Origin of the sequence: Dinoroseobacter sp. S124A (assembly GCF_049801015.1) — a bacterium.
In the GTDB taxonomy this organism is placed as follows: domain Bacteria; phylum Pseudomonadota; class Alphaproteobacteria; order Rhodobacterales; family Rhodobacteraceae; genus Dinoroseobacter.
The window spans coordinates 148,511-164,461 of record NZ_JBNAGD010000003.1 but is presented as its reverse complement, the minus strand read 5'-3'; the positions used below and the strand labels follow the sequence as shown (position 1 = coordinate 164,461).

12 protein-coding genes are annotated in these 15,951 nt (G+C 64.2%); 9 read left to right on the top strand and 3 right to left on the bottom strand.

Annotation, left to right across the window (positions count from 1 at the left end):
• Positions 1-179 precede the first annotated feature (179 nt).
• Together ACP15I_RS08605 and ACP15I_RS08600 are read left to right on the top strand one after the other, a co-directional pair.
• On the top strand, positions 180-1,928 hold the full coding sequence (locus tag ACP15I_RS08605) for a sigma-54-dependent Fis family transcriptional regulator (RefSeq protein WP_424974734.1): 1,749 nt from the start codon (positions 180-182) through the stop codon (positions 1,926-1,928).
• A gap of 150 nt (positions 1,929-2,078) precedes the next feature.
• On the top strand, positions 2,079-3,878 hold the full coding sequence (locus ACP15I_RS08600; protein ID WP_424974733.1) for an NAD(P)/FAD-dependent oxidoreductase: 1,800 nt from the start codon (positions 2,079-2,081) through the stop codon (positions 3,876-3,878).
• A gap of 60 nt (positions 3,879-3,938) precedes the next feature.
• On the opposite strand, the gene ACP15I_RS08595 is transcribed toward ACP15I_RS08600, so the two are convergent.
• Positions 3,939-6,377 carry a GcvT family protein gene (locus tag ACP15I_RS08595; RefSeq protein WP_424974732.1) on the bottom strand — a complete coding sequence of 813 codons (2,439 nt, stop codon included), beginning with the start codon at positions 6,375-6,377 and terminating at the stop codon, positions 3,939-3,941.
• A 169-nt stretch (positions 6,378-6,546) separates the two neighbouring features.
• On the opposite strand from ACP15I_RS08595, the gene ACP15I_RS08590 reads away from it, so the two are divergent.
• On the top strand, positions 6,547-8,073 hold the full coding sequence (locus ACP15I_RS08590; protein WP_424974731.1) for a trimethylamine methyltransferase family protein: 1,527 nt from the start codon (positions 6,547-6,549) through the stop codon (positions 8,071-8,073).
• A gap of 3 nt (positions 8,074-8,076) precedes the next feature.
• Here the strand turns inward: ACP15I_RS08590 and ACP15I_RS08585 are convergent, their stop codons facing one another.
• Both ACP15I_RS08585 and ACP15I_RS08580 read right to left on the bottom strand, forming a co-directional pair.
• A complete protein-coding gene (locus tag ACP15I_RS08585) occupies positions 8,077-9,021 on the bottom strand; it encodes a LysR family transcriptional regulator (RefSeq protein WP_424974730.1) in 945 nt (314 codons plus the stop codon).
• Between the two features lie 112 nt (positions 9,022-9,133).
• Entirely contained in the window at positions 9,134-9,892 is a 759-nt protein-coding gene (locus ACP15I_RS08580) for a DeoR/GlpR family DNA-binding transcription regulator (protein ID WP_424974729.1), read from the bottom strand.
• 230 nt (positions 9,893-10,122) lie between these two features.
• Here ACP15I_RS08580 and glpD point away from each other — a divergent pair, with 230 nt between their 5' ends.
• Genes glpD through ACP15I_RS08550 form a run of 6 tightly spaced genes read left to right on the top strand, consistent with a single transcriptional unit; the run spans position 10,123 to position 15,951 of the window.
• A complete protein-coding gene (gene glpD / locus ACP15I_RS08575) occupies positions 10,123-11,709 on the top strand; it encodes a glycerol-3-phosphate dehydrogenase (protein ID WP_424974728.1) in 1,587 nt (528 codons plus the stop codon).
• A gap of 13 nt (positions 11,710-11,722) precedes the next feature.
• Positions 11,723-12,811: an ABC transporter ATP-binding protein gene (locus ACP15I_RS08570; protein WP_424974727.1), complete on the top strand. Its 1,089-nt coding sequence runs from the start codon at positions 11,723-11,725 to the stop codon at positions 12,809-12,811.
• Positions 12,812-12,823: 12 nt separating this feature from the next.
• Positions 12,824-13,900, top strand: coding sequence for an ABC transporter ATP-binding protein (locus tag ACP15I_RS08565; RefSeq protein ID WP_424974726.1), 1,077 nt, complete (start codon positions 12,824-12,826; stop codon positions 13,898-13,900).
• Positions 13,900-14,769, top strand: a complete 870-nt coding sequence (locus ACP15I_RS08560) for a carbohydrate ABC transporter permease (RefSeq protein WP_424966177.1) — start codon at positions 13,900-13,902, stop codon at positions 14,767-14,769. The genes ACP15I_RS08565 and ACP15I_RS08560 overlap by 1 nt, the downstream gene beginning before the upstream one ends.
• A gap of 3 nt (positions 14,770-14,772) precedes the next feature.
• Positions 14,773-15,657 carry a carbohydrate ABC transporter permease gene (locus ACP15I_RS08555; RefSeq protein WP_424966176.1) on the top strand — a complete coding sequence of 295 codons (885 nt, stop codon included), beginning with the start codon at positions 14,773-14,775 and terminating at the stop codon, positions 15,655-15,657.
• Positions 15,658-15,678: 21 nt separating this feature from the next.
• Complete coding sequence (locus ACP15I_RS08550; RefSeq protein WP_424966175.1) at positions 15,679-15,951, top strand: DUF2160 domain-containing protein; 273 nt, start codon at positions 15,679-15,681, stop codon at positions 15,949-15,951.

Sequence of the window (15,951 nt, the reverse complement as noted above, 5' to 3'; positions counted from 1 at the left end):
ATGCGCCCCGAAGCTGCACGACCGTAGCAAAAATCATGTCATCTCGCTACGCGCCGAAGGTCGGAGTTCACCGTCTCGTGAGCCCGCCCCCGGCATGCAGGGCACCCGCCACCAAAGCAGTGTCGCCTTGACGCGGCGTCCTTGCTAGTCTGGCCCGGGATTGGCGAGGGGAGGACGCCATGAGCGATCTGGCACATGTCACGGAGATTGACCGTGTCGTCAGCGGCAAGGCCGTCAGCAACGGGCGCGATGCGATCGTCACCGAAAGCTGGCGCCGCTGCATTGATACCTATGGCCTGAACCCGACCAGCGCGGATGCCCCCCATATCGTCACCGATACGCAATTGCGCGCCCATCGCGAGCAATCGGAACGGCTGATCGCCGTAGCGCGGTCCGGGTTGCAGGGGCTGTTCCGGCAGGTGGCCGGGCAGAATTACGTGCTGCTTCTGGCCGATGCGCAGGGGGTTTGTGTCGATTTCTTCGGCGATCCGCGCTTCGAGGACGAGTTGCGCCGGGCCGGGCTCTATCTCGGGTCGGACTGGTCCGAGGATCTGGCCGGAACCTGCGGCGTGGGCTCCTGCATCGTGACCGGCGAGGCGGTGACGATCCATCAGGACGACCATTTCGGCATCGCGCATACGCCGCTTTCTTGCACGGCGGCGCCGATCTACGACTCGCTCGGACAGCTATCGGCGGTGCTCGACATCTCGCTTTTGCGCTCGCCCGGCCCGAAATCGAGCCAGAACCTCGCCATGAGCCTGGTAAAGTCCTCGGCCCGACGCGTCGAGATGGCCAATCTGATGACCACGGCGCGGCGCGACTGGGTGCTGCGTTTCTCGACTTCGCCGGAATTCCTCGAGGTCGATCCCGAGGCCGCCGTGGCGCTGGACGGCTCCGGCCGGATCATCGGCATGACCCATGCGGCGCAGACAGTGCTCGGGGCCGAGGACCCGGCAACCCTGATCGGAACGCGGATCGACACGGTGATGGAGGTCTCGATCGATGACCTGCCGGACCTGATGCGCGGGCGACCCACCGAGGACCGGGTGCTGCGGCTGCGCGACGGGCGCGGCGTATTCGGCCACGCCATCGCCCCGCAAGCCCCGCGGATCTCGCGCCCTGCCGCCCCGGTCGAGGCCCTGCCGGGCCCGCTGGACAGTTTCGCGGGGCCCGATCCCGTGCTGACACCTCTGCTGCGGAACCTCGCGCAGCTTGCGCGGACCCAGGTCCCCTTGCTGCTGGAGGGCGAGACCGGCACCGGGAAGGAACGGCTCGCCCGGGCGATCCATCTTTGCGGCCCTCCGGGGCAGGGTTTCTTGGTGCTGCGCTGCGCCGGGCTGGTCGAGGCAAAGCTGCCCGAGACCGCGCAGGGCACGCTGTTCCTCAAGGGCGCGGCCGATCTCGACACGGCAGGGCAGGCGGCTGTGCTGAACCTGATCGAGGCACGCTCGGACCTGCGGGTGATCGCCGCCAGCACCGAGGATCTGGCCGGGGCGGTTCGCGCCGGGCAGTTCCGCGCCGATCTCTATTTTCGCCTCGCCGGGCACCGGGTCGAGATCCCGCCCCTGCGCCTGCGCCATGATCTCGACTGGCTGATCACCCGGATGATGCGGCGCTATTGCGCGCAAGAGCTCAGCCTCTCGCCCGCCGCCAAGGCGGAGCTGGCTGCCCGCCCCTGGCCCGGCAATATCCGCGAACTTCAGGCCGCGCTCGACGTGGCCGCCGCCGTCACCGAGGGACAGGTGATCGACCTGCCGGACCTGCCCGCGCCCGGTCTGATGGCGCGCCCCGACGCCCCGGAAGAGGACCTCCAGAGCCTGCTCGATGCGTGCAACTGGAACATGTCCCAAGCCGCGCGACGACTGGGCGTGAACCGGTCCACCGTGTTGCGCCGGGTGCGCAAGGCGGGGCTGACACCCCCCTCTTGAGGCGATGCGCGCCCTGTTGCGCGGTGTTGCGCGCGCAACGCCCCTGCCCGGCGCAGGGACTTTTTTGCGCCCATCCCCGGCCCGGGCATAGCCGTGGGCGGCACTTGTCGGGCAGGCTTGCCCCCGACAGCGCACAATCGGGAGGACGTGATGCTTGATACAACCGTGACAGACCAGACAGAGGCCTTCCTCGAAAGCTTCGGCAAGGCTCTGGCAGACGAGGATATCGCCGGGGCCGTCGAGATGTTTCAGGACGATTGCTACTGGCGGGACCTTGTGACCTTCACCTGGAACATCAAGACGGTCGAGGGCAAGGCGCAGGTTGAGGACATGCTGAAACACCAGCTGGCCACGACCAAGCCGCGCAACTGGCACGTGGCCGAGGGCGAGTTTGCCACCGAGGAAGATGGCGTGACCACCGCCTGGATCACCTTTGAAACCGATGTCGCGCGCGGCTACGGCCTGATCCGTCTGAAAGAGGGCAAGATCTGGACCCTGCTCACCACCATGGTCGAGCTGAAGGGCCATGAAGAGCCCAAGGGCTTTGACCGTCCCCTCGGCGCGAAACACGGGGCGGGCCGCAACCGCACCACCTGGGCCGAAGAGCGTGAGACAGAGCTGACCGAGCTCGGCTATTCGACGCAGCCCTATTGCGTGATCATCGGCGGCGGACAGGGCGGCATCGCCATGGGGGCGCGGCTGCGCCAGCTCGGCGTGCCGACGATCATCGTCGAGAAGAACGACCGCCCCGGCGACAGCTGGCGCAACCGCTACAAGTCGCTCTGCCTGCATGACCCGGTCTGGTACGACCACCTGCCCTATCTCAAGTTCCCCGAGAACTGGCCGGTCTTCAGCCCCAAGGACAAGATCGGCGACTGGCTCGAGATGTACACCAAGGTGATGGAGCTGAACTACTGGACCCGCACCACGGCGAAATCGGCCAGCTTCGACGAGGCGGCGGGCGAATGGACCATCGTGGTGGACCGCGACGGTGAAGAGGTCACCCTCAAGCCCAAGCAGCTTGTTATGGCCACGGGCATGTCCGGCAAGGCGCGGATGCCCGACTTCCCGGGTATGGAGAAATTCAAGGGCGACCAGCACCATTCCTCCAAGCATCCGGGTCCGGACGCTTACAAGGGCAAGAAATGCGTGGTGGTCGGCTCGAACAACTCCGCCCATGACATCTGTGCGGCCCTCTGGGAAGGCGAGGCCGATGTGACCATGGTCCAGCGGTCATCAACCCATATCGTGCGCTCGGACACGCTGATGGATGTGGGCCTCGGGGCGCTCTATTCCGAGGAGGCGGTGAATGCCGGGGTCACCACCGAGAAGGCAGACCTGATCTTTGCGTCCCTGCCCTACCGGATCCTGCACGAGTTCCAGATCCCCGCCTATGCGGAGATGAAGGAGCGCGACAAGGAGTTCTATGCCGGGCTTGAGAAGGCAGGCTTCTGGCTCGACTGGGGCGATGACGAGAGCGGGCTCTTCATGAAATACCTGCGGCGCGGATCGGGCTATTACATCGATATCGGCGCGAGTCAGCTCATCATCGATGGCGAGGTCAAGCTCAAGCGCGGGCAGGTCACCGAGGTGGTCGAGGATGGCGTAATCCTCGATGACGGGACCAAGCTCGAGGCGGATCTGATCGTCTATGCGACAGGCTACAACTCGATGAATGGCTGGGTCGCGGACCTGATGGGTCAGGACAAGGCCGACCAGCTTGGTAAGGTCTGGGGGCTCGGGTCGGACACGACCAAGGACCCCGGTCCGTGGGAAGGCGAGCAGCGCAACATGTGGAAGCCGACCCAGGTGCCGAACCTCTGGATGCATGGCGGCAACCTGCACCAGTCGCGGCATTACTCCCAGTTCCTGTCGCTACAGATCAAGGCCCGGATGGAGGGTATCCCCACCCCGGTCTATGGCCTCCAGGATGTCCACCACCTGTCCTGATGGCCCCGGCCGGTCCGCAGCAGACCCCTGCGGGCCGGCACCTTTTCGCGCCACCCGGGCTCAGGCCCGAACGCGCGCCATCTGCGGATCGTAAAGCCCCCGTTCGGTGATCTCGGCCGCGACCTGTGTGCCGAGCACATCCACCGTCAGCCCGGTCTCAGGCGCGCCGGGCTTGAGGAAGGCATAGGCCAGATTGGCACCGACCCGGTGGCCATAGCCCCCGGATGTCACTGTCCCCACGACCGCATCACCGCACATGACCGAGGCTCCGGGATGAGCCGCCGCATGGGGCGCATCAGCCCCGCCGGGCAGGCGCAGGGTCACGAGCCGGTGCCGCGCGGCCCCCTCCCGTGCCAGCAACGCCGCCTTGCCGATGAAATCGGGCTTGTCCGGCGTCACGAAACGGTCGAGCCCGGTCTCATAGGGGTCGAACTCCGTCAGGATATCCGCCTTCCAGTGCAGGTAGCCTTTCTCAAGCCGCATGGAGTCCACCGCCCGCGCCCCGAAAAGGCGCAGACCATGGGCCTCCCCCGCCGCGCGGAGGGACAAGTAGGCGGTGTAGAGGGACGCATTGGGCACATGGATCTCATAGGCCAGCTCCCCCGAGAAGCTTACCGCCATAACCGTCACCGGCGCGATCCCGACAAAGGCCTCGCGGACCGAGAGCCAGGGGAACCCTTTGGCCGACCAGTTCCCGCGGCTGACGGCGCTCAGCACCTCGCGCGCCTTGGGACCGGCCAGCACGAGGATCGTCTGGTCATTGGTCAGGCTGCGCAGCTGCACATCCTCATCCTTGCGCAGATTCTGGGCCAGCCAGTCCATGTCATGGAACTCCGCCGCCGCCGCCGAGCCGTACCAGATCCGCGCCGGGCCGCGATCCGTGGCAGGCAGACGGGCCAGCGTCGCTTCGGCCTTCACCATGCCGTGGTCATTGAGCAGATAGGTCAGGCCGACCCGCCCGTCCTTGCGCGGCATCCGCCCGCAGATCATCCGGTCAAGGAAGCTCTCGGCATCTGCCCCGGTGATCTCGATCCGGTTGAACCCGTTCACCTCGCACAGCCCGACGGCGGTCTGCACCGCGGCGACCTCCTCCGCGACCAGCGCCTCTGCCTCGTCAAACCGGAAGCTGTGGGTGATCTCGAACCCGGGGTCGGGTTTGAAAAGCTCCGCGCGCTCCCACCCGTTGACCACCGTGAATTCCGCACCTTCGGCCGCCAGCACCGGGGTGAGAGGCGTGGTCTTGGCCATGCGCCCCGCCGGGCGATGCTCGTTCGGGAAGTGGAAGCGGAACTCGTTCTGGTAATCCTCGATGGCTTTCAACGCGGTCAGCTCCACATTGGCATGGCCCGTGAAACGGCGCGGATCGAGACCCCAGGTGTCATAGACCGCCTCGCCATGGACGATCTGCTGGGCGAGCAGCCAGCCATGACCGCCCCCCTCGCCCAGACCCGCGCGCAGACCGATGATGCAGAACGCATTGCGCTTGCCGGGGATCGGACCGACCAGCGGCGCGCCGTCGATGGTGTAGGTGATCGGCCCGTTGACGACGGTGTGGATCCCGGCCTCCATCAGGGCGGGCATCCGTTCGAACGCGCCTTCGAGCACATCGGTGATCCGGTCCAGATCATCCGGGCAGAGCGCGTTGACGAAATGCGGGTCGATCCCGTCCATCCCCCAGGTCTTGCAGTCCTGCTCGTAGAAGCCGACAAGCAACCCGTTCTTTTCCTGCCGGCAGTAATAGTCACTGATCGGGCAACGCAAGAGCGGCATCCGATGACCGGCCTCGCGGATCGCGGGGATCTCTTCGGTGACGAAATACTGGTGCTCCATGGACATGACCGGGTGATGCACCCCCATCATCGCCCCCACCTCGTTCACCCGGTAGCCGCAGGCATTCACCACGATCTCGCAGGCGATGTCGCCCTTGTCGGTATGGACGGTCCAGCTGTCATCGGCGTGCTGGGTGAGCCCCGTCACCGGCGTGTTCCGGTACACTTCGGCCCCGGCCTTGCGGGCGCGCCGCGCCAGTGCCTGACACAGCTGCGCCGGGTCGATATCCCCATCGCTCGGATCCCAGAGCCCGCCCAGCAGGTTCTCGGTCGAGATCAGCGGGTGCCGCCGCGCGCATTCCGCCGCATCCAGCACCTCGAACTCGACCCCCATCCCCCGCGCCATGGAGGCGAAGTGTCGGTAGCCATCCATCTGCGCCTCGGTATTGGCGAGCCGGATGCCGCCATCCCCATGCTTGTAGTCGACCGGGTAGTCCGGATCATCGCGCAGCTCCTGGTAGAGGGCGATGGAATGGGACTTGAGGCCCACCATGGTCTGGGTCTGACCGAAATTGGTGACCTGCGCCGCCGAATGCCAGGTGGTGCCCGAGGTCAGCTCGTTCCGTTCCACAAGCACGACATCGGTCCAGCCCTCGCGGGTGAGGTGATAGAGGGTCGAGCAGCCAGCGATTCCACCGCCAATAACAACGACGCGGGTCTGGGTCTTCATGGTCAGGCCTTTCCGTTTTCTGCCCCTAAAGAGGAAAAACCACGCCCAAGGGTCAATCACAGACCGCAGTTTCGCCATTTTCGCAATTCTAGTTCCCGAAAATCGCAATCTGAAAAAACCGTATTGCCAGATTTGCCGGGCTGGCGTCCCATCGCCTCTAGGAGGCGCCATGGCTGACACCCGACAGAAATCCCGCAGATCCGGGCGCTCGGCCCGACTGGCCCAACGGGCCAAGCCGGTGGCGGTCAATCCGGCCCCACCCGGCGTGCCCGGTGGCGTTTATCGCCCGCTCAGCGACAGCGACATGGTACAGATCTATGGCACCGCCCTGCGGCTTCTGTCCGAGCTTGGCATGGGCGAGGTGCCGAAACGGCTCTGGGACGATCTGTTGGCCGCCGGGGCGGAGGATCTGGGCGGCGAACGGATCGGCCTGCCCCGCGCCCTTGTCGAGCAATGTATCGATACGGCGCCCAAGACCTTCACCCTCCATGCCCGTGACCCGGAACGCTCGATCGAGGTGGGCGGCGACAAGGTCTATTTCGGCACGGGCGGCGCGGCGGTGAACACGCTGGACATGGAGACCGGGCTCTATCGCCCCTCTACCCTCGCGGATCTGCATGATTTTGCCCGGCTGCAGGACAAGCTGGAAAACGTGGCCTGGTTCACGCGCTGCTGCGTGGCAACGGATGTGCCGGACAACCGCGATCTGGACATCAACACGGTCTATGCGCTGGTGAAGAACACCACCAAACCCATCGCGACCTCCTTCACCCTGGGCGAATACGTGGCACCGGCGGTCGAGATGCTGGACATCGCCGCGGGCGGCCCGGGCAAGTTTGCCGAGCGGCCCTTCCTCACGGCGCATATCAGCCCCGTGATCTCGCCCATGCGGTTCGGCGAAGACGCGATTGATGTGATCTACGAGTGCATCGCCCACAACATCCCCGTCAACTGCATCACCGCCGCCCAGGCCGGGGCCACCGCGCCCGCGACCATGGCCGGGTTCCTCGCCCAGTCCCTCGCCGAGACCTTGGCGAGCCTCGTGGTGGTCAACGTGATCGCGCCGGGCTTTCCGATGATCTTTTCGAACTGGCCCTTCGTGATCGACCTGCGCAGCGGGGCCTTTGCCGGGGGCGGTGGCGAGACAATGCTCTTGAACGCGGCATCGGCGCAGCTGTCGAACTGGCTCGACCTGCCCTCGGGCGTGGCGAGCTCGATGACAGATGCCAAGGCGATCGACGCGCAATATGGCTACGAAAAGGGCATGACCAGCGCGGCAGCGGCCCTTGCGGGCGGCAACCTGATCTATGAGAGCGCGGGCATGACCGCCTCGCTTCTGGGGGTGAGTTTCGAAGGCTTCGTGATCGACAACGAGATGCACGCCCTGACCTACCGCACCCTGCGTGGGGTTGAGGTGACCGAGGACAATCTCGGCTATGACGAGATCGTCGGCGCGGTGATGGGCGAGGGGCATTTCCTCGGCCTCGATCACACCTATCGCGCGATGGAGCGGGATTATCACTATCCCAAGCTTGCCGACCGCGCCCAGCCCAGCGCCTGGGCAGAGGAAGGCGCGCCCGATGCCTGGAGCCGGGCCAAGCTCACGGCCCAGAGCATCCTGGCTGAGCATCACCCGGCCTATCTGACCGAGGAGCAGGACGCGGCGATCCGCGCGACGTTCAAGATCCTGGACTAAGCCTCAGCCGGCGATCAAACGATAGCTGTCCTGAAGCCAGGGATAGGCCTCGACCGTGGGGGCGATGCGGTGCCGCACCAGCAGGCTGCGCACGGCGCTCGCCACGCTGCGGGCGACCTGTTCGGCCTGTGGATCTGCGACAAAGATCGAGATCCGCCGCGCGAACCCCTTGCGCGGAAAGGGCACCAGCCGCACATCGCTCTGGAACCGGCGGGTCCGGGCATAATTGCTCGGCGTGGTGATCGCCCAGCCATCCCCCTGAGCGATAAGGGCCATGATCGACGAGGTACTGTCGAACTCGAAGCTGGTCTCCAGATCCAGCCGCAAGCGCACGAGCTGCGCCTCGATCAGGCTGCCGAGGATGTGGGCGCGGTTGTAGCGCAGAAAGGGCAGGCCCGCGCTGCCATCGAGAAAGGCCTCGGGCGGCAGGGACAGGGAGGCGGGCACGGCCAGCACGAAAGGATCGCGCAGCACGGGAAACTCGACCACATTCGGCAGGGGGGTCTGGGGTTGGGTGGCCATGCCCATGTCCAGATCCCGCGTCCGCAACAGATCGAGGATCTCGTGACTGACCCGGGTCAGGTGGATGAACTGGCATTCGGGCAGCTGCGCGGCCAGCATCCGGGTGATCTCGGGGCCGATATCGGTCTCGAAATCGTCGATCATGGCAAAGCGCAGACGCCTCAGGCTGTTCGGGCTGGCCGCGGTCATCTCGGCTTGGGCACTGTCGAGCAGGCCCAACACCTCTTCCACCGTGCGCAGATAGGCGAGGCCTTGCGCCGTGGGCACCATGGGACGGCGACCATGGTCCACGAGCGGCACGCCCAGATGCGCCTCCAGCGCCTTGAGCTGGTTCGACACCGCGCTGACGGATTGGCCTGTCGCCTCTGCCGCGCCCTGCACCGTGCCGGACTGGACCACATAGCGAAACACGCTCAGCCATTTCATGGACGGGTAAGAGGCCAGCGCGGATCCCTCCGGTCAGATCAGGTGCCGGACCAAGATGCAGGAATTGGCGCGCCACGCAACCGCGCGCAGAGAGCCAAGCGGGCCAGACCGGTCAGGTCACCACGACCCGTGTGCCCGCATCCCGGCAAAGCGCCGTGCAGGCCGATGGAATGGCCTGATCGGTGAAGACCGCGTCCATATCGGCGAGCGTACCGATCCGCACCGGGGCCTTGCGGTCGAATTTCGAGGCATCGGCCACGAGAAACACCTGATCGCTGCGCCCGATGATGGCGCGGCTGACGCCGACCTCCTGCACGTCATAGTCGAGGATCTCGCCCTCTTCATGCAGGGCCGAACAGCCGATCACCGCATAGTCAAAGCGGAAATGGGCAATCGCATCGCGCGCGCGCTCGCCGATCAGGCCACCATCCGAGCGACGCAGATGGCCGCCAGTGACCACCACCTCGATCTCGTGATTGCTGGACAGGATGGTCGCGATATTGATGTTGTTCGTGACCACCAAGAGACCCACATGGTGCGAGAGTTCAGCCGCGACCGCCTCCGTGGTGGTGCCGATATTGAGGAACACCGCGCAGTCATTCGGGATCTCGCGGGCGCAGGCCCGGGCGATGTCCACCTTGGCGGACTGGTTGAGCTGCCGCCGTTCGGAATAGCCGATATTGACCGTGGTCGATGGCAGGATCGCGCCACCATGGACCCGTTCGAGCTGTCCGCTATCGGCGAGCTCGGACAGATCCCGGCGAATCGTCTGGGGCGTCACCCCGAAATGACCGACCAGCCCTTCGACCGTCACCTTGCCTTCACGCCGCGCGATATTGATGATCTCGGGCTTTCGGATGGTTTGCGGCATGGTCGGCTTTCCAGTCTGTCTTTCCAAGTTGTAGCGCGATTTTGCGCGTTTGCGCAAATTTCATGCGCGTTCTGCCGTGAAAACGAAGATCTACGGCCCGAAAAGAATCCCGAGAACACAGAGGTTTGCGCGATAACGAGCGAAAACGAACAAAAATTTCTTCCTTTCATGATCGGTTTTTGCCAGAAACGAAGAAAGTCTCTGGAAACAGAGCTGGGGGGAGAACCAGAATGAACACGTCGTTTGACCTGCTTGTCATTGGGGGCGGCATCAATGGATGCGGCATCGCCCGGGACGCGGCGGGTCGGGGTTTGAAGGTCGGCCTGGCCGAGATGAACGACATCGGGTCGGCAACCTCTGCGGCCTCCACCAAACTGTTCCATGGCGGGTTGCGCTATCTCGAATATTTTGAAATTCGGCTGGTGCGCGAGGCGCTGATCGAGCGCGAAACGCTTCTGCGGGCGATGCCCCATATCTCCTGGCCCATGCGCTTCGTGCTGCCCTATCACAAGAGCATGCGGTTCGATTCCTCGACACCGACCTCCAAGCTTTTGGGCGTACTGATGCCCTGGATGAAGGGGCGGCGCCCGTCCTGGCTGATCCGGGTGGGGCTGTTCCTCTATGACAATCTGGGCGGTCGCAAGATCCTGCCCGGCACGCGCAGCCTCGATCTGCGCAGCGCGCCCGAGGGCAAACCGCTCGATCCGAAATTTGAGAAGGCCTACGAGTATTCCGATTGCTGGGTCGAGGATTCGCGGCTCGTGGTCCTGAACGCCCGGGATGCCGAGGCCCGGGGCGCGTCGCTCCTGCTGCGCGAGAAGGTGGTCTCGGCCCATGTGGAAGACGGCCTCTGGCATGTGGCGCTGGAAAACACCGTCACCGGTGAGAGCCGTGTGGTCCACGCCAAGATGGTCGTGAACGCTGCTGGCCCCTGGGTGAGCGATGTCCTCCATGGCGTGCTCAAGAGCAATGCAAGCGATGGCGTGCGGCTCGTGCGCGGCAGCCATATCGTGACCAAGCGCCTGTTCGAGCATGATAAATGCTACTTCTTTCAAGGCTCCGACGGGCGGATCATCTTCGCGATCCCCTATGAGACGGATTTCACCCTGATCGGGACCACGGATGCGGATCACACGGATGCCTCGCGCAAGCCCGAGATCACGCCCGAAGAGCAGAGCTATCTGATCGCCTTCATCAACAAGTACCTCGCCAACCCGATCAGCGATGCGGATATCGTCTGGACCTATTCCGGCGTGCGGCCTCTCTATGATGACGGGGCAAGCACCGCGGCGGCGGCGACCCGGGATTACGTCCTCAAGGTCGATACCAGCCGCGGCGCGCCTGCACTGAACGTGTTCGGCGGCAAGATCACCACCTATCGCTGCCTCGCCGAGAGCGCGATGGAGGAGATCGGCAAGGAGCTTTCGGTGACCAAGGGGCCCTGGACCGCTGGCGTGCCCCTGCCGGGCGGGGATTTCCCCGTGGATGGCGTGGCCGATCTGGTCGCCGGTCTGCGCGAAAGCTTTCCCTTCCTGACCGAGCGCTGGGCGCTGCGCCTTGTGCGCGCTTACGGCGTCGAGGCCCGCGAGATGCTGGGCACGGCGCAGAGTGAAGCGGATCTCGGCAAGGCGTTCGGCGCGACCCTGACAGCGCGCGAAGTGGAATGGCTCATGGACAAGGAATACGCCCGCGAGGCGGCTGATGTCGTTTGGCGGCGAAGCAAACTGGGTCTGCGTCTGGACAGCGATGCCATCGCAGGGTTGGATGCCTGGATGACCGCACGGCTCAGGTCATCGCACGCGGCAGCGGCGGAATAAGGGGGGAGGCCGAATGACACTCGAACTCAAGACCGTGTCTAAGGTCGTGAATGGGCGGACGCATATCTACCCGACGGATCTGACGCTGCAAAAGGGCACGATGAACGTGTTGCTGGGGCCGACCCTGTCGGGAAAGACCTCGCTGATGCGGCTGATGGCGGGGCTGGATGTGCCCACCGAAGGCCAGATCATCTGGGAGGGCACGGATGTCACCGGCATGCGCGTGCAGGACCGGCAGGTCGCGATGGTCTATCAGCAATTCATCAACTACCCGTCCATGACGGTCTATGACAACATCGCCTCGCCCCTGCGGCTTCTGGGCAAATCGAAATCCGAGATCGACGCGGCGGTCCGCAAATCCGCCGACCTGATGCAGCTCTCGCCTATGCTGGAACGTAAACCGCTCGAGCTCTCGGGGGGGCAGCAACAGCGCTGTGCCCTTGCCCGGGCGCTGGTCAAGGATGCGGGGCTTGTCCTGCTGGATGAGCCGCTGGCCAATCTCGACTACAAGCTGCGCGAAGAGCTTCGAGTCGAGATCCCCAAGATTTTCGAAGAGGCCGGGTCGATCTTCGTCTATGCCACGACCGAACCCGAAGAGGCGCTTTTGCTCGGCGGCAACACCGCCGCTATGTGGGAAGGGCGCGTGACACAGTTCGGCCTGACCCCGGATGTCTATCGCCAGCCGGTGGATGCGACCACGGCCCGGGTCTTCAGCGATCCGCCCATGAACTTCCTCAAGGTGCGCAAATCCGGCGACAGCATCACCTTTGGCGACGGTCAGAGCGCCCGCGCCACGGGCCAGATGACCGGCCTCGCCGATGGCAATTACCTCGCGGGCTTCCGGCCCAACCACGTGGAGATCGTCTCCCACACCGAAGGGGCGATGGAGTTTGAAACCCGGCTGATCGTGACCGAGCTCACCGGGTCGGAAACCTTCGTCCATCTCGATCACCATGGCGAGAAATGGGTCGGGCTGGTGCACGGGGTCCATGACCTCGAACTGGGCGCGGCCCTGCAGGTCTATCTCGACCCGCGCCATGTCTACATTTTCCGCGAAGACGGCGCGCTGGTGGCCCCGGCGTCCTACGCGCAAGCCGCGTGAAGGAGCAGACAGATGGCCAAAATCACCCTGGACAACCTCGCCCATTCCTACCTGTCCTCGCCCAAGAGCGAGGATGACTACGCCCTCAAGGAGCTCAACCACGCCTGGTCCGATGGTGAGGCCTATGCCCTGCTGGGCTCGTCGGGCTGCGGGAAATCCACCCTTCTCAACATCATCTCGGGCCTGTTGGAGCCGAGCCAGGGCCGCATCCTGTTCGATGACCAGGACGTGACCCATGCCAGCACGGCGGATCGCAACATCGCGCAGGTGTTCCAGTTCCCCGTGGTCTACGACACGATGACCGTGCGCGATAACCTCGCCTTCCCGCTGAAGAACCGCGGCGCCAGCCCGCAATACATCGCCGAGCGCGTGCAGCAGATCGGTGCGATGATTGGGATGGAGGCGATGCTCGACAAGCGCGCCCGGGGCCTGACGGCGGATGCCAAGCAAAAGATCTCGCTCGGGCGCGGCATGGTCCGCGAGGATGTCAACGCGCTCCTGTTTGATGAGCCGCTGACCGTGATCGACCCCCATATGAAATGGGAGCTGCGGACCCAGCTGAAATCGCTCCACCACGAGTTCGGGCACACGATGATCTACGTGACCCATGACCAGACCGAGGCGCTGACCTTCGCGGACAAGGTCGTGGTCATGTATGACGGGCGGGTCGTCCAGATCGGCACGCCGCAGGAGCTGTTCGAGAAGCCCGAGCACACTTTTGTCGGCTATTTCATCGGCTCGCCGGGCATGAATGTCATCCCCGCCGCGATCGAGCGTAACATGGCCAGTGTCCATGGCGCCGAGCTGCCCCTCGCCAAGGCCTTTGCACCGCTGTCGGGCAAGGTCGAGCTGGGCGTGCGCCCGGAATACGTCACCCTGACCGAGGGCGAGGGCCTGCCGGTGCAGGTGCGCCGGGTCGAGGATGTGGGCCGCCACAAGATCATCCGCGCGGACCTGTTCGGGACCGAGATCAACATCGTGGCGGGCGAAGACACCGCGATCTCGCCGGACATGACCCGCGTCACCTTCGATGCGGATCACGTGAACGTCTATGTGGACGATTGGCTCAAAGAGGGGGAGGCGGCCTGATGGAAAAGACAGTCAACCAAAAGGCCTGGTTCCTGATCATCCCGGTGCTGCTGCTGGTGGCCTTCTCGGCGGTGATCCCGGTGATGACCGTTGTGAACTACTCGGTGCAGGACACGTTCGGGAACAACCAGTTCTTCTGGGCCGGGATCGAATGGTATGCCGAGATGCTCCAGTCCGAGCGGATGTGGAATGCGCTGGGTCGTCAGCTCATGTTCTCGGGCATCATTCTGGCCATCGAAATTCCGCTCGGGATCTTCGTCGCGCTCAACATGCCCAAAAGCGGGTTCTGGTCGAGCTTCTGCCTCGTGATGATGTCCCTGCCCCTGCTGATTCCGTGGAACGTGGTCGGCACGATCTGGCAGATCTTCGGCCGGGTGGATATCGGCTTGCTGGGCTATACGCTCGACGCGCTGGGGATTGAGTACAACTATACGCAGGACGTGCTTGCAGCCTGGGCCACGATCATCGTCATGGATGTCTGGCACTGGACCTCGCTGGTGGCCCTGCTGGCCTTTGCCGGGCTGAAATCGATCCCCGATGCCTATTACCAGGCGGCCAAGATCGATCAGGCGTCGCGCTGGAACGTGTTCCGCTATATCGAGCTGCCCAAGATGATGGGCGTTCTGATGATCGCGATCCTGCTGCGCTTCATGGACAGTTTCATGATCTATACCGAGCCATTCGTCGTCACCGGCGGTGGGCCCGGCAACGCCACGACGCTTTTGTCGATCGATCTGGTGAAGATGGCTCTGGGGCAGTTCGACCTCGGCCCCGCGGCAGCCTTCTCGATCATGTATTACCTCGTGATCCTGACGATCAGCTACGTGTTCTACACCGTCATGACCACCATGGACAAAAAGGAGGGCTGAGCGATGACCGACGCCACGAGCACTCTGAGCCCTGCGGCCAACAGCACCGCCGCCCCTGCAGCGGCCACCACCCGCCCCCGGCGGTTCCCGATCAAGGGATCGACCGTGGTCATGACGCTGTATCTCTTGTTCCTGCTCCTGCCGATCTACTGGCTGCTGAACATGAGCCTGAAGACCAATACCGAGATCCTGAACACCTTCTCGCTCTGGCCCAATGACCTGACCTTCGCGAATTACGCGACGATCCTGACGGATCCGGCCTGGTATATGGGCTATGTGAACTCGCTGATCTACGTGCTGATGAACACGGCGATCTCGCTGGCGGTGGCGCTGCCTGCGGCCTACGCCTTCAGCCGGTACTCGTTCATGGGCGACAAGCACCTGTTCTTCTGGCTGCTCACGAACCGCATGGCCCCGCCCGCGGTCTTCGCCCTGCCCTTCTTTCAGCTCTATTCCTCGGTGGGTCTGTTCGACACCCATATCGCCGTGGCGCTGGCCCATTGCCTCTTCAACGTGCCGCTCGCGGTCTGGATCCTCGAAGGCTTCATGCGCGGCGTCCCGAAAGAAATCGACGAGACCGCCTATATCGACGGCTACAGCTTTGGCAGCTTCTTCGTGAAGATCTTCATGCCGCTGATTTCGTCGGGGATCGGGGTGGCGGCATTCTTCTGCTTCATGTTCTCCTGGGTCGAGCTTTTGCTCAGCCGCACCCTGACCACGGTGGACGCCAAGCCGATCTCGGCGATCATGACCCGAACCCAAGGGGCCGCAGGGATCGATTGGGGCGTACTGGCCGCTGCCGGTGTGCTGACGATCATCCCGGGCGCGCTCGTGATCTACTTCGTCCGCAACTACATCGCCAAGGGCTTTGCCCTGGGCCGCGTTTAACTCAGCCGGGAGGGACCTGATATGGACTGGATGGCTTGGACCTGGCCGACGGCGATCTTCTTTATCTGCATTGCCACGATGCTCATCACGCTCACTGTGCTGGCCATCAAATTCCCCGAGACGCCCCGCAAGGGTGTGCTCGGGATGGAGACGACCCGCGGGGACCGTCTCTTCATCACGCTCCTCGGCTCGGCCTTTATCAATCTGGCCTGGCTGGGCGTGATCGGCGCCAATCAACCTTACGCGCTGATCGTCTGTCTGATCTATGCTGCGGCGGTGTTCCGCTGGGTATAG